Annotated in this window: 16 protein-coding genes and 1 other RNA gene; all 17 read left to right on the top strand. The window is 28.8% G+C overall.

Going from position 1 to position 15552, the window contains the following annotated elements:
* The first annotated feature begins 106 nt into the window (after positions 1-106).
* Entirely contained in the window at positions 107-1375 is a 1269-nt protein-coding gene (locus ACYQ44_RS09600) for an amidohydrolase (protein ID WP_459996922.1), read from the top strand.
* Between the two features lie 16 nt (positions 1376-1391).
* A complete protein-coding gene (gene mnmL, locus ACYQ44_RS09605; protein ID WP_459996924.1) occupies positions 1392-2303 on the top strand; it encodes a tRNA modification radical SAM protein MnmL/YtqA in 912 nt (303 codons plus the stop codon).
* 6 nt (positions 2304-2309) lie between these two features.
* An RNA gene (gene rnpB, locus ACYQ44_RS09610) (RNase P RNA component class A) lies at positions 2310-2633 on the top strand.
* A gap of 168 nt (positions 2634-2801) precedes the next feature.
* Complete coding sequence (locus tag ACYQ44_RS09615; protein ID WP_459996926.1) at positions 2802-3962, top strand: hypothetical protein; 1161 nt, start codon at positions 2802-2804, stop codon at positions 3960-3962.
* 82 nt (positions 3963-4044) lie between these two features.
* Positions 4045-5226: a class I SAM-dependent rRNA methyltransferase gene (locus ACYQ44_RS09620; protein WP_459996928.1), complete on the top strand. Its 1182-nt coding sequence runs from the start codon at positions 4045-4047 to the stop codon at positions 5224-5226.
* Between the two features lie 167 nt (positions 5227-5393).
* Positions 5394-6047: a CoA transferase subunit A gene (locus ACYQ44_RS09625; protein ID WP_459996929.1), complete on the top strand. Its 654-nt coding sequence runs from the start codon at positions 5394-5396 to the stop codon at positions 6045-6047.
* Positions 6047-6697 (top strand): 3-oxoacid CoA-transferase subunit B, encoded by a 651-nt coding sequence (locus ACYQ44_RS09630; RefSeq protein WP_459996931.1) that lies wholly within the window; start codon positions 6047-6049, stop codon positions 6695-6697. The genes ACYQ44_RS09625 and ACYQ44_RS09630 overlap by 1 nt, the downstream gene beginning before the upstream one ends.
* Positions 6698-6708: 11 nt before the next feature.
* Positions 6709-7101, top strand: coding sequence for a 3-aminobutyryl-CoA ammonia lyase (kal, locus tag ACYQ44_RS09635; protein ID WP_459996933.1), 393 nt, complete (start codon positions 6709-6711; stop codon positions 7099-7101).
* Positions 7101-7916: a 3-keto-5-aminohexanoate cleavage enzyme gene (gene kce, locus ACYQ44_RS09640; protein WP_459996935.1), complete on the top strand. Its 816-nt coding sequence runs from the start codon at positions 7101-7103 to the stop codon at positions 7914-7916. The genes kal and kce overlap by 1 nt, the downstream gene beginning before the upstream one ends.
* 12 nt (positions 7917-7928) lie before the next feature.
* On the top strand, positions 7929-8963 hold the full coding sequence (gene kdd, locus ACYQ44_RS09645) for an L-erythro-3,5-diaminohexanoate dehydrogenase (protein WP_459996937.1): 1035 nt from the start codon (positions 7929-7931) through the stop codon (positions 8961-8963).
* A 14-nt stretch (positions 8964-8977) separates the two neighbouring features.
* Positions 8978-10264 (top strand): lysine 2,3-aminomutase, encoded by a 1287-nt coding sequence (gene kamA / locus ACYQ44_RS09650; RefSeq protein WP_459996939.1) that lies wholly within the window; start codon positions 8978-8980, stop codon positions 10262-10264.
* Positions 10261-10671 carry a MaoC family dehydratase gene (locus ACYQ44_RS09655; RefSeq protein ID WP_459996941.1) on the top strand — a complete coding sequence of 137 codons (411 nt, stop codon included), beginning with the start codon at positions 10261-10263 and terminating at the stop codon, positions 10669-10671. The genes kamA and ACYQ44_RS09655 overlap by 4 nt, the downstream gene beginning before the upstream one ends.
* A 2-nt stretch (positions 10672-10673) precedes the next feature.
* Positions 10674-11681, top strand: coding sequence for a lysine 5,6-aminomutase reactivase subunit KamB (gene kamB / locus ACYQ44_RS09660; protein WP_459996943.1), 1008 nt, complete (start codon positions 10674-10676; stop codon positions 11679-11681).
* A complete protein-coding gene (gene kamC, locus ACYQ44_RS09665) occupies positions 11657-13006 on the top strand; it encodes a lysine 5,6-aminomutase reactivase ATPase KamC (RefSeq protein ID WP_459996945.1) in 1350 nt (449 codons plus the stop codon). Before kamB ends, kamC begins: the two co-directional genes overlap by 25 nt.
* On the top strand, positions 12999-14555 hold the full coding sequence (kamD, locus tag ACYQ44_RS09670) for a lysine 5,6-aminomutase subunit alpha (RefSeq protein ID WP_459996947.1): 1557 nt from the start codon (positions 12999-13001) through the stop codon (positions 14553-14555). The genes kamC and kamD overlap by 8 nt, the downstream gene beginning before the upstream one ends.
* On the top strand, positions 14552-15361 hold the full coding sequence (kamE, locus tag ACYQ44_RS09675; RefSeq protein ID WP_459996949.1) for a lysine 5,6-aminomutase subunit beta: 810 nt from the start codon (positions 14552-14554) through the stop codon (positions 15359-15361). The genes kamD and kamE overlap by 4 nt, the downstream gene beginning before the upstream one ends.
* Positions 15358-15552, top strand: a 195-nt coding sequence (locus ACYQ44_RS09680) for an SDR family NAD(P)-dependent oxidoreductase (RefSeq protein WP_459996951.1), incomplete at its 3' end; no start/stop codon positions are given. The genes kamE and ACYQ44_RS09680, both read left to right, overlap by 4 nt.

Here is a 15552-nt window from a genome sequence, read left to right on the forward strand (position 1 = left end):
GATGAATACATAAACCTCAGCTTGTTAGCTGGGGTTTTTCATTATAAACTTAAAAAAATTTAACTTAAATATGCTATAATAATAAAAAAGTTTTTGGGGTGATAAAATGAAAAAACTTTTAAAAAATGCTTATGTATTAATGAGTGCTGATGCAGATATCAAAAAAATGGATATATTAATTGAAGATGAAAAAATATTGGAAATCAATGATAAAATTGAAATTACTGTTGAAAAAGTTTATGATATGTCTAATAAATTAATAATGCCAGGTTTTATCAATACACATACGCATTTAGCAATGAGCCTATTTAGAGGCATAGGAGACGATTTGTTATTACAAGATTGGTTATTTAATGAAATGTTTCCTCGCGAAGAACTATTAAATGATAATTTAACATATTATGGCTCTTTGATATCTATTTTAGAAATGTTATCTAAAGGTGTAACTACTGTAGTAGATATGTATCTTTTCATGAAGGGAACTGCAGAAGCTGTGAAAAATACTGGTATTAGAGCATTCTTAACAAGAGGATTAGGTTATGATAATGATGAAGGATGGAAAAAAAGAATAGATGAAACAATTTATTTATTTGAAAACTATCATGGTAAAAATAACATAAAAATAGGATTTGGTCCTCATGCACCATATACTTGTCCTATGCATAAATTGGAAGAAGTAGCTGAACTTTCTAAAAAATACAATACTTTTATAACTATTCATTTATATGAATCAAAAAATGAAAGAGATATGTATTCATTTGAAGACATAGAAAAAACGGGATTATTTAAAAATAATGTTATAGCAGCCCATTGTGTTCATGTAAACGAAAAGGATATAAAAATTCTTGCTAAAAATGAAATAACTGTTGCGCATAATCCTTCAAGTAACTTGAAATTAGGAAATGGAATAGCTCCTTTGTTGAAGATGTTGGAGCATGAAGTAAATATTACTCTTGGAACAGATGGAGCAGCAAGTAACAATACTTTAAATTTATGGGAGGAAATGAGATTAGCAGCTTTATTACAAAAAATGAATGGGCCTGAAAAATTCAAGACTAAAGAAGCCTTAAGAATGGTATGGGAAAATGGAGGGTATGCTTTAAATGAAAAAATTGGTAGAATAGAAGAAAATTATATGGCAGATCTTGCTGTTATAGATTTAAAATCAATAGAATTTTATCCAAATGATTTTAACAGAATAAAGTCTCATATAGTATATTCACCTATAAATAAAGTGTATGCTACAATGGTGGGTGGTGAATGGGTATATTATGATGGAGAATATCCTAAATTAAAAGAGATTAATTATTATGAAAAATTTCATAAATTATATTTTGAATTAGAAAATAAATTTAATTCTAAAAATATAGAATAATAAAAGGAGAATTGAAGTGTTATATAATAAATTAAGTGATTATTTAAAAAAGAGATATGGCGAACGTGTTCAAAGATTACCAATAAATGCAGGGTTTACATGCCCTAATAAAATAGGTTTAAGAGGGACAGGTGGATGTATTTATTGTGAAGAAACAGGAAGTGGTTTTGCTTCACTATCACCTAAAACACCGATAAAAGAGCAAATAGAATTTATGATAAATAGATATAAAGGTAAAGCAAATAAATATATGGCATATTTTCAATCAAATACTAATACATTTGCTCCGCCCCACATTCTAAAAAAAATATATGATTCAGCATTAATAGATGATAGAATAGTTATATTAGATATATCAACAAGGCCGGATACAGTTGAAGAAGAAAAATTAGATTTAATAGCATCATATAAAGAAAAAGTGGATGTATATATTGAATTTGGACTTCAAAGTGTTAATTATAATACGCTAAAAATTCTTAATAGAGGACATTCATTAGCAGAGTTTATTGATTCAGTAAATCGAGCTAAGAAAAGAAACATAGAAGTTATTGTTCATATGATAGTCGATCTTCCGTGGGATAAAAAAGAAGATATTATAGAAGGGGCTAAAATACTTTCAGCTTTAAATGTTGATGGTGTGAAATTACACTCTCTCTACATTACAGAAAACACAGTTTTAGGAGAAATGTATAAAAATAATGAAATCCAACCTTTATCTTTTGAAGAATTTATAGATAGAAATATATTATTTTTAGAATATTTAGACCCGAAAATTGTTATTCATCGTCTGGCCGCCGATCCCCCAAAAGAAGGTGTATTACATGGGAATTGGGGAATGTCAAAAATAAAAATAATAAATTTATTAGAAAAAGAAATGAAAAAAAGAAATACGTATCAAGGAAGATTATTTAATTACTTAAATAGATAATAATTTTAAGTGGGGCGATCGGTCGCGTGTCGAAATACAATTCGGCATGAGGAAAGTCCGGACTCTAAGGGCAAGGTGCCGGTTAACTGCCGGGAGGAGTGATCCTCGGAATAGGGCCATAGAAATGGAAACCGCCATTATTGGCAAGGGTGGAACGGTGAGGTAAGAGCTCACCAGCATCAGGGTAACCTGATGGCTTGGTAACCCCCACCTTGAGCAAGGTCAAATAGGAAGGGTAAGCTTGCCCGGCATGCTGTTTGCCCCTTCCAGGTAGACCGCTTAGATAAATGACCGATAAAACAGAATCCGGCTTATAGCCCCACTTAATTTTTATAAAAATGAATTAACATGAAATTTATTTAAAAATATATACATTATACACTTGAATATTTTAATAAGAAATAGTATAATATTAATAATGCATTAATATAAATATTTTTATTTATTAGACGAATTATATATAGAAGAATTTTGAATTTAAGAAAGTGAGGGAGAAATATGAAAAAACTATTTGTGGTTTTATTAATGAGTTTATCTATTTTAGTATTTTCTCAAATTGATCCGTTATCTCCATGGAACAAAGATTTAAATCCAGCTCTAGTTTCATGGTCAGCAAGGAACTTTATTGAATTAAGTGGTAAAATAAACTCAGGAATAATTCAAGAAAGTCTTGATGAGCTAAGTGAAGTTATTGATTTAAATTTGTTTGGGAATGAAGGGTATTATTATAATCTTGATGATTCAAATGTTTTATCAAGAAGTGTTAATTTTGATATGTATGGGAAATTAAAATTAGGGACATTTGTTTTAGCTCCAGAAATTACTTTTTCAAATCTTGATTGGCATAGGTTTTCTAATTTGGATTATAGAAATTCATTATGGGTAAATGGAGGTTTGTATATTGGATTAAAAGGTAAAGATTTTTCATTTGGAGGCACTATTAAAAGTACTTTACCAATTTATGATGTAGTAAGAAGAAATAATGGTGATGATTATTTCTTAATAACGGCATTTCCTGATGAAAAATATGATCTTCCATATACTTATTCATTGCTTTCCGAGGGACCTGAAAAATTATTTGATCACATGGATACCTTAATGGAAAAACTCATGAATAATGGTATTATCACTTTAGATGTTGGTTTTGTTGCTGGTAAAGATTATCCATCAATAGGTTTTGGTGTGAAAGGTATTCCAATAGCAGATGGTATTGGTATTTATAAATATGATGTATTTGCTAATGTTGAATATAGTAAAGAAACCTTAGAATTTACTTCCTTTAATTTAGTAAGTGCTTCAAATGAAAGACTATGGTCAAAATTCAAACCATGGAAAATGACTTTTTTCATTACACTACCTATATTGTTAGATTTTGTTCCTTCGATTGAATATGCTCCTGAAACAGAAGATTTTACATGGGGAATAGCTGCAGGAAAAAGGTTATTATGGGGATTTTTACCTTTCTGGGCAGAAATTAAAAACTATAATATTAATAATGATTATGATACATTTAATTATTGGACATTTAATGGTGGAGTAGGTTTGAATTTATATCTTGCAGAAGTTCATGCTTCATTAAGTACAGAAGCAATTGATATAGAAGAATTATTTAACGCAAGGAATACATCTATAAATGTTAACATGTCTGTTGGGTTTTAAATAAAAAATAAGGGCACCACCTAAGGTGGTGCTTTTTATGTGATATAATAGGTAATGATTATAGATGATGAGGAGAGATAGTATGGTTAATGTATATTTAAAGAAAGACATAAAATCTAGAATAATAAATGGTCACTCTTGGATTTATGAAAATGAAATAGATAAGATAAACGGTGATTATGAAAATGGAGGGATTGTAGATGTTTTTCATAATAAAAAGTTTATAGGAAGAGGATATATAAATGATAATTCTAAAATTCGAGTAAGATTATTATCGAAAAAACATGAATCAATTAATTATGAGTGGATAAAAAATAAAATTAAAAATGCATATGAATACAGAAAAATATTTCTTAATAATGAAAAAACATTTAGATTAATATTTGGAGAAGGAGATTATTTTCCTGGTTTAATTATAGATAAATTTGAAAATTATTTTGTTATCCAAATAAATACTTTAGGGGTGTACAAATTAAAAAAGTATATTGTTGATGCTTTAATAGAATTATTTGAACCTAAAGGAATCTTTGAAAAAGATGATGAAAAAAATGCAAAAATTGAAGGGTTTGAATATGTAGAAGGGTGGATATATAGAAAAGGCCCAGAATTAATACCCTTTGAGATTAATGGAATAAAATTTTTTGCAGATACCAAAGGTCAAAAAACAGGTTTCTTTCTAGATCAAAGATATAACGCATTAAAAGTAAAATTTTTAGCGAAAGATAAAAAAATATTAGATGGTTTTGCATATACAGGTAATTTTGGAGTCCATGCATTAATAGGAGAAGCAAAACATGTAACTTTTTTAGATTATTCTGAAAGAGCTTTACACGTATTGGAAAAAACATTAAAAGCTAATAATATTTCAAAAGATAAATATGAATTGTTTGAAACAAATACATTTGATCAGTTAAGAAATTTTGATGATGCAAATATTTATTTTGATTTTGTAATAATAGACCCACCTTCTTTAGCTAAATCAAGGAGTTCAATTAGAAATGCAATAAGAGGATATAAAGAATTGAACTTAAGAGCTATGAGGGTTACAAAAAATAAAGGATTATTTGCAACCGCTTCATGCACTCAATTAGTATATGATGAAGAATTTAAAAAGATTGTATTTGATGCTGCAAAAGATAATAAACTTTTTTTAAAGCAAATTTATAGGGGCTCACAATCTCCAGATCATCCTGTACTATATAATATATTAGAAACGGAATACTTAAAATTTTATATATTTGAAATAGAGAGTTATAAAAATTGAGGAACCATTTGGTTCCTTTTTTTATATATGAAAAAAAATTAATTAAAAAAGGATAATGATACATTAATGCCTTTAATCAGGATTAATAATATTTTTTGCGATTTTGTTTCATATGTTAAAATCAATATAATGAGTGTGAAGAAAATTTCATATAAGGGGTGAGTTAATTGAAAGTAGTAAAAGCCGAAGAGGCTATTTCTTTTGTTAACGATGGAGATAGTATAATGATTGGGGGATTTTTAACTGTAGGGACTGCAGAAACTTTAATTGATGAGTTAATAAAACAGAATAAAAAAGATTTAACTATTATTTGTAATGATACATCATTTGAAGACAAAGGGATTGGAAGATTAATTTATCATAAACTTGCTAAGAAAGTTATTACATCGCATATTGGTACTAATAAAGAAACGCAAAGACAGTATATTGAAAAAGAATTAGAAGTTGAATTAGTACCTCAAGGTACATTAATTGAGCAAATAAGAGCTGGCGGTGTTGGCTTAGGTGGAATATTAACTCCAACTGGTGTAGGGACGGTAGTTGAAGAAGGAAAAAAAATAATTGAAATAGATGGTAAAAAATATATATTAGAAAAAGCGATTAGAGGAAAAGTAGCTTTAGTTAAAGCAAAAAGAGCTGATCATGTGGGGAATTTACAATTTGAATTTACTGCAAGAAACTTTAATCCCATAATAGCAATGGCAGCAGATATAGTGATTGTTGAAGTAGATGAAATAGTTCCAACAGGTACTTTTGGACCAGATGATGTTCATTTCCCTGGAGCTTTGGTAGATTATATTGTAGTAGGGGGGAGAAAATAATGAATCCTAAAGAAAGAATTGCTAAAAGAGTTGCAAAAGAATTTAAACCTGGAAATATAGTTAATTTAGGAATTGGATTACCGACATTAGTAGCTAATTATGTTCCTAAAAGTATGAATATATTTTTTCATGGTGAAAATGGTGTATTGGGAATAGGTTCTGAGGTATCTGAAGAATTATCAAATCCAAATTTAACAAATGCAGGAGGCAGATTTATTGATACATTACCTGGTGCAATGACTTTTGATACGGCTTTTTCATTTGCTTTAATTAGAGGAGGACATCTAGATTATACAGTATTAGGGGGTCTTCAAGTAGATGAAAAAGGTCATCTAGCAAATTGGATGGTACCAGGGAAATTAATACCTGGCATGGGTGGAGCAATGGATTTAGTAACTGGAGCTAAAAAAGTAATAATAGCAATGACTCATACAGCAAAAGGGAAACCTAAAATTGTAAAAGAATGCAATTTACCATTAACTTCATCAAGAAGAGTAGATTTGATAGTGACTGAATATGCAGTAATTGAACCAACTGATAAAGGACTTGTATTAAAAGAAATTGCACCTGACATAACATTAGAAGAATTAAAAATGATTACTGAAGCAGAATTAATTATTCCAGAAAATTTAAAAATAATGGAGGTATAGGAGGTTTAAATATGGGTGAAAAAGTAATGATAAGAGTAAGAATGAGTTTACACGATGCACACTATGGTGGAAATTTAGTAGATGGTGCAAAAATTCTTCAATTATTTGGTGATGTAGCAACTGAATTATTAATCAGGCATGATGGAGATGAAGGACTTTTTAAAGCATATGATAACATAGAATTTATAGCTCCTGTGTATGCAGGAGATTATATAGAGGCAACTGGCGAAATAGTAAAAGTAGGAAACACCTCAAGAAAAATGATTTTTGAAGCTAAAAAAGTAATAGCTCCAAGACCTGATATATCAGATTCTGCAGCAGATTATTTAGAAGAACCAATAGTAGTATGTAGAGCAAGTGGAACTTGTGTAGTTCCAAAAGATAAACAAAGGAAGGGAAAGTAATGGAAAAATTAATTATAACAGTAGCTTTAACTGGTGCAGAGGTAACAAGGGAACAACAGCCAAATCTTCCAATTACTCCTGATGAAATAGCAGAAGCTGCATATGAATGTTATCTTGCAGGAGCTTCTATAGCACATGTTCACGCAAGGGATAAAGAAGGAAATCCAACCCAATCATATGAAGTATATAAAGAAATTAAAGAAAAAATAGAAGCAAAATGTAATATGATATTCCAACCATCTACAGGTGGAGCAGTATATCATACATTTGAACAAAGGAAACAACCTTTAGAATTAAATCCAGAAATGGCTACATTATCAGCAGGGACTACAAATTTTGGAAGAGATATATTTGTTAATTCAGAAGAATATATAGAAAAATTTGCAAAAGAAATGAAAGAAAAAGGAATAAAACCAGAAATAGAAGTTTTTGAAAGAGGACATATAAATAATGCTCTGAAATTAGTAAAAAAAGGATTATTAGAAACGCCTATTCATTTTGATTTCGTAATGGGAGTACCAGGGGCTATTCCTGGTGAAATTGATGATTTGGTATATTTAGTTAATCACATACCTCAGGGTAGCACATGGACTGTGGCAGGTATAGGGAGATATGAACTACCTTTAGCAGTTCATGCTATACTAATGGGTGGGCATGTAAGAGTTGGATTTGAAGACAATATATATTATAAAAAAGGAGAATTAGCAGTATCAAATGCTCAGTTTGTAGAGAGAATAGTAAGATTAGCAAAAGAACTTGGTAGAGAAATAGCCACTCCAGAAGAAGCAAGAAAAATACTAAATATAAAAAAATAATGGAGGGATAAAATGAGAAAAGGTTGTCCGTTTGGAACACACAGAGTAATTGAACCAAAAGGGTTATTGCCACAAGCAGCAAAAAAAATAGATAACACAATGGAAATATACTCAAATGAAATATTAATAGATGTATTAACGTTAAACATAGATTCAGCAAGTTTTACACAAATAAAAGAAGCGTGTAATAAAGATATAGAAAAAATGGAAAAAATGATTCTTGATATAGTAAATGAAAGAGGTAAAATGCAAAATCCAGTAACAGGTTCTGGAGGTATGTTAATAGGTATTGTAAAAGAAATAGGTCCAGATTTCCCAGATAAAACATTAAAAATTGGAGATAAAATTGCAACATTAGTATCATTATCCCTTACGCCATTAAAAATAGAGAAAATAAAAAAAATAAATATTGAAAATGATCAAGTTGACATCAAAGGCCAGGCAATATTATTTGAAACAGGAATTTATGCAAAATTACCAGAAGACATTCCGGAAAAATTAGCATTAGCAGCGCTTGATGTAGCAGGAGCACCAGCTCAAGTAGCAAAATTAGTAAAAAAAGGTGATACAGTTTGTATCATAGGTGGTGGAGGAAAATCTGGAATATTATGTTCGTATCAAGCAATGAAAAATGCTGGTAATACAGGTAAGGTAATAGTTGTAGAATATTCGGAAGAAAATGCTAAAAGGATAAAAGAAATGAACTTAGCCCATGAAGTAATAGTTGCAGATGCTACAAAACCTGTTGATATATATGAAAAAGTTTTGGAAAAAACAAATGGAAAATATTGTGATGTAACAATTAATAATGTAAATGTTCCTAATACTGAAATGTCATCTATTTTAATAACTAAAGATGAAGGTACAGTATACTTCTTCTCAATGGCAACATCATTTACAAAAGCAGCTTTGGGGGCTGAAGGAGTAGGAAAAGATATTACAATGATTATAGGAAATGGTTATACAAAAGGTCATGCGGATTTAACTTTACAAATATTGAGAGAATCAAAAGAAATAAGAGAATTATTTGAAAGATTATACATATAATAAGGGGGATTTATATGAAAAGAAGACATTATACTGAAATACCATTATGGAAAGATGTAACAGAAGAACAATGGAACGATTGGCATTGGCAAATGAAAAACAGAATAACTGATTTAGAAACTTTAAAACAAGTAATAAACTTAACACCTGAAGAAGAAGAAGGAATTAAGAATGCATTAAAAACATTAAGAATGGCAATTACTCCATATTATGCATCATTAATGGATCCAGATAATCCTAAATGTCCAATTAGAAGACAAGCAGTTCCCACTGCAAAAGAGCTGGTGAAAAGTGTATGGGATATGGTTGATCCTTTACATGAAGACGAGGATTCCCCAGCACCAGGATTAACTCATAGATATCCAGATAGAGTTTTATTCTTAATAACAGATATGTGTTCAATGTATTGTAGACATTGTACAAGAAGAAGATTTGCTGGCCAAACAGATGCTCATAAAAAAATGGAAGATATAAATGCAGCATTGGAATATATAAGAAATACGCCACAAGTTAGAGATGTTCTATTATCTGGTGGTGATGCGTTAATGGTTGGCATTCCAATGCTTGAATATATATTAAAAGAATTAAGAAAAATTCCACATGTTGAAGTAATAAGAATAGGAACTAGAACACCTGTAGTATTCCCACAGTTAATTACAGATGAACTGGTAAATATGTTAAAGAAATATCATCCATTATGGATTAATACACATTTTAACCATCCAAAAGAAATTACACCAGAATCAACAGAAGCATGTAGAAAACTTGCAGATGCTGGTATTCCTCTTGGAAATCAAACAGTATTATTAAGAGGAATAAATGATAGCAAATATATAATGATGGAATTAGTTCATCAATTAGTAAAAATAAGAGTAAGACCATATTACATATATCAATGTGATTTATCTCAAGGTATTGAACATTTCAGAACATCAGTTTCGAAAGGGTTAGAAATAATGGAATCATTAATTGGGCACACCTCTGGTTTTGCTGTACCATCATTTGTTGTAGATGCACCTGGTGGTGGTGGAAAAATAAGATTAATGCCAAACTATTTAATTTCGCAAAATGAACATACAGTTATTTTGAGAAATTACGAAGGTGTAATAACAACATATCATGAGCCAGAAGATACCTCTTCAGACGTAGATGATACAATATATAGAGAAAAATATAAATGGTATGGTGTTGCGGGACTTTTTGATAGCAAAGATAGAATTTCATTAGAACCAAATCATTTAGAAAGACATGAAAGAGCAAAATTAAGAAAAAAATATGAACATCTAGGTGATAAAAAATGAAATATGAAGAAATAAAATTAAATCAAACATATGAAGTAAAAAGAAGAATTACAGCAAAAATGGTGGAAACATTTGCAGAAATTACAGGTGATAAAAATCCTGTTCATTTAGATGAAGAATATGTATCTAAAACAATATTTAAAAAAAGAATAGCTCATGGAATATTAAGCGTAGGACTAATATCAGCAGTTTTAGGAATGGAATTTCCAGGTCCTGGAACTATCTATATGAAACAAGATTCTAAATTTTTAAAACCAATATATCTAGATGAAGAGATAACAATAAAGATTGTAGTGAAAGAAAAAATAGAAGAAAAATCTCGTTTAGTATTAACAACACAAATAATAAAAGAAGATGGAAAACTAGCTGTAGACGGAGAAGCACTTGTATTATTTAAAGGAGAATAAAAGTGGAATTTAAAAGTATTTCAATAGTTGGATTAGAAAAAAATACAGGTAAAACAGAAACATTAAATTACATAATAAAAAAAATTGATAAAAAAATTGATAAAAAAATTGGCATAACCTCAATTGGTATTGATGGTGAATCAATAGATCAAGTAACATCTACGCCAAAACCAGAAATAGAAATAAAAGAAGGAACAATATTTGCTACAACAGAAATGTTTTATAAACAAAAAAAATTTACATCCGAAATATTATCTATAGAAGACGATTTAAGAACATCACTTGGAAGAATTATAATAGCAAAAGCATTAGAAAGAGGAAAGATAATATTAGCAGGTCCACAAAGCACAATAAAAATAAAAACATTAATAAAAAGATTGCAAAAATTAGGTGCTGAAATAGTTTTAATAGACGGGGCTTTATCGAGATTGAGCCCCGCTTCTCCGGTAATAACAGATGCAATGATATTAGCAACAGGGGCGGCATTAACAATAAATATAAATGAATTAGTAAAAAAAACAAAGCATGTTGTAAATATGATTTCTTTAGAAGAAAGTGAATATAAAGAAGAAATAAATAAATTACCAGATGGTATTTATGCCATCTCAAATAATATAAAAAAACTCCCCATAAAATCATTACTTTCTTTTAATAAATTAGAAAAGCATATACTTGAATATGGGAAAAAAATATATATATCTGGTGCTTTAACAGAAAAATTTTTAAAATATCTAAATAATCAAAAAGATTTAAAAAATGTAGAATTAATAGTAAAAGATTTCACAAAAATTTTCATATCACCTGAAACATATAATATATTTACAAAAAAAGGTGGAAAAATAAAAGTTTTAAGAAAAACTAAACTTATAGCAATAACAATAAATCCATATTCACCAAGTGGATATGTATTAAACTCTGAAGAAATAAAAAAGAGACTTAAAAAAGTAGTAGATTTACCAATAATAAATGTAAGGGAAGATGAATTATGGTTGAATTGGAATATATATTAAATAAACTAGAAATAATAACCCAATTAGGACAAAAACATATAAAAAATTTAAAATTTCTTATTGAAGAGGATAAAATACACAATGAATTAAAAAAAATAAAAGAAACAATAGAATTTATAAAATCAAAAAAAGAAATAACTGAAGAAATACAAAAAAATCTTATGTATATTAAAGACATATCAAATACAATAAATAGATTAAATAACGGTTATATATTAGATGATATAGAACTATATGAAATAAAATACTTTTCTATTTATTATGAAAAAATAAAAAAAATATCTAGATTTTCATATTTAGAGTTGCCAGTTTTAACAGAAATAATAAAAATATTAGATCCTGATGGGAATGAATTGCCAACATTTTATATATATGATTCCTATTCTGAAAAATTAGCAGAAATAAGAAAATTAAAAAAATTAGTTTCGGAAGAAGAAAAAGAAAAATTATATTTAAAAGAATTAGAAATTGAAAATGAAATAAGAGAAAAATTAACAGAAAACCTTAGTAAATATAGTAAAGATCTTGAACAGGCTTTGATAGATATTGAAGAATTAGATTTTGTATTAGCAAAATCTAAATTAGCAATTGAATATAATTTAACAATGCCTGAAATATCTGATCATATAAAGTATGAAAATTTATTTAATCCAGTAATAAAAGATAAACTAAAAGAAGAAAATAAAAATTATCAACCAATAGATATAGAAATAGACAAAGGAGTTACTTTAATTACTGGTGCAAATATGACAGGTAAAACAGTAATTTTAAAAACATTAGCATTAGCTCAATATATGTTTCAATATGGATTTTATGTTCCTGCAAAAAAAGCTCAATTAAAGATATTAAATAAATTATTTTTAATATCAGGCGACTATCAATCAGCATTAAATGGATTATCTTCATATGCAGCAGAAATGTTGAAATTAAATGAAATATTACAGTATATAAGAGAAAAAAATAATGCATTGATATTATTAGATGAACTTGCAAGAAATACCAATCCACATGAAGGGAAATTAATAGTAAAAAGCGTAATAGAAATATTAAACAAACATGATTCAATCTCTTTGATAACAACACATTTTAATAACGTAGCTGGGAAAAGTATTAGAAAATTAAGAATAAAAGGAATAAAAAAAGACAAATTAAAAGAAAATATAACCCCAGATAATATAACAGAAATTATAGATTATTCATTAATAGAAGAAAATACAGAAATAGTACCAGAAGAAGCTTTAACAATAGCCAAAATATTAAAAATAGACAAAGAGTTAATAGAAACTATAGAAAAGCTAAAAAAGGAGGAAAACTCTAATGAGTAAATTAGGTTTAGACTTTAAAAAAGTAGAATATGCAAGAAGTTTGGCAAGAAAAATAGCTGAAGATGTACAAATGTTTGTTGATAAAAGGTCAACAGTTTCAGTTGAAAGAACAATATGTAGATTGCTTGGGATTGATGGAATAGATGAAAATGAAGTACCATTACCAAATGTAGTAGTAGATCATATAAAAGAAAAAGGATTATTAAATCAAGGAGCAGCTTTCTTATTAGGAAATGCAATTATAGAAACTGGATTAACTCCTCAGGAAATAGCAGAAAAAATATCAAAAGATGAAATAGATATTTCTAAAATTAAAGTATATTCACCAGAAAAATCAGAAGAAGCCATAAAACCATTTGTAGAGAAAATGATAAATAAAATTCAAAATAACAGAAAAAAAAGAAATGAATACCTAGAAAAACTAGGTGAAGGTCCTCAACCATATTTATATGTAATAGTTGCAACTGGAAATATACATGAAGATGTTATTCAAGCTCAAGCAGCAGCAAGACAGGGTGCTGATATTATTGCTGTTATTAGAACAACAGGACAAAGTTTATTAGATTACGTTCCATATGGCGCAACAACAGAAGGATTTGGTGGGACATATGCAACACAAGAAAACTTTAGAATAATGAGAAAAGCATTAGATGAAGTTGGTGAAGAAGTAGGTAGATATATAAGACTTGTTAATTATGCATCAGGATTGTGTATGCCTGAAATTTCTGCAATGGGAGCTATAGAAAGACTTGACGTAATGTTAAACGATGCATTATATGGAATATTATTTAGAGATATAAATATGAAAAGAACAATAATAGATCAATATTTCTCAAGAGTAATAAATGGATTCTCTGGAATCATAATTAACACTGGAGAAGATAATTACTTAACAACCGCAGATGCATATGAAGAAGCACATACAGTATTAACTTCAGATTTTATTAACGAACAACTTGCATTAATGGCAGGAATTCCAGAAGAACAAATGGGATTGGGACATGCATTTGAAATGAATCCAGATCTCACAAATGGATTTTTATACGAACTTGCTCAAGCACAAATGTTAAGAGAAATATTTCCAAAAGCCCCATTAAAATATATGCCACCAACCAAATATATGACAGGAAATATATTCAAAGGTCATGTTCAAGATGCATTATTTAATGTTATTTCAATTTGGACTCATCAAGGAATTCAATTATTGGGAATGCTTACAGAAGCAATTCATACACCGTTTATGTCAGATAGATACTTATCAATAGAAAATGCAAGATATATATTTAATAATTTAAAAAATATTGGTGATGAAATAGAATTTAAAAAAGACGGAATTATTCAAAGAAGAGCTCAACAAGTGTTAGATGAATCAGTAAAATTATTAGAGAAAATGGTTCAAGATGGATTATTTGTTTCTCTTTCAAAAGGTACATTTGCAAATATAAAAAGGCCAATTGATGGAGGAAAAGGTTTAGATGGAGTATTTGAAAAAGGAGAAAAATACTTTAATCCATTTATTAAAATAATGTTGGAGGCTGAAAGACCATGAGTGGAGGATTATATTCAACAGAAAAAAAAGAGTTTGATAAAACATTAAATTTAAAAGCAATAAAACCATATGGAGATACAATGAATGATGGTAAAACTCAATTAAGTTTCACATTGCCAGTTCCAGATGGTGATGAAGCAGTAGAAGCAGCCAAACAATTAATGAAAAAAATGGGTTTTGACGAACCAATGGTTGTTTATCATAAAGAACTAACAAAAGGCTTTACGTTTATTATAGCATATGGAAGTTGTACACATACAGTAGATTATACTTCTATTCATGTTCCAAAAGTAGAATCAACAACATGGTCAATGGAAGAAACAGATGAATTTATTAAAAAAAACATAGGAAGAAAAATAAAAGTTATTGGAGCATGTATAGGTACAGATGCTCACACAGTTGGAATTGATGCGATTATGAACATGAAAGGTTATGCGGGACATTATGGATTAGAAAGATATGAAATGTTTGAAGCATTAAATATGGGAAGTCAAGTTCCACCTGAAGAATTTGTAGCAAAAGCTATAGAATTTGATGCTGATGTATTACTTGTTTCTCAAATAGTAACTCAAAAAAATATTCACATAAAAAATCTTACAGAATTAGTAGAGTTATTAGAAGCCGAGGGGCTTAGAGATAAAGTAATATTAATAGCTGGAGGTCCAAGAATTACACATGAATTAGTAAAAGAAATAGGATATGATGCAGGATTTGGAGCTAACACATATGCTGACGATGTAGCTTCATATATAGCTCAGGAAATGTATAGAAGAATACAAGAAAAAAAAGGAGGTAAAAACGGATGAGATTAGAGGGTAAAGTATGTATAGTAACAGGAGGAGCAAGAGGGATAGGAAGAGCAATGGTAGAAAAATTTGCAGAAGAAGGAGCAAAAAAAGTATATGCATGTGATTTAAATGAAGAAGCATTAAAAGAAATAGAAGAAAAATATAATAATGTAAAAGGGTATAAATTAGATGTAACAGATAGAAAAGGG

It is taken from the genome of Marinitoga arctica (genome assembly GCF_054657315.1).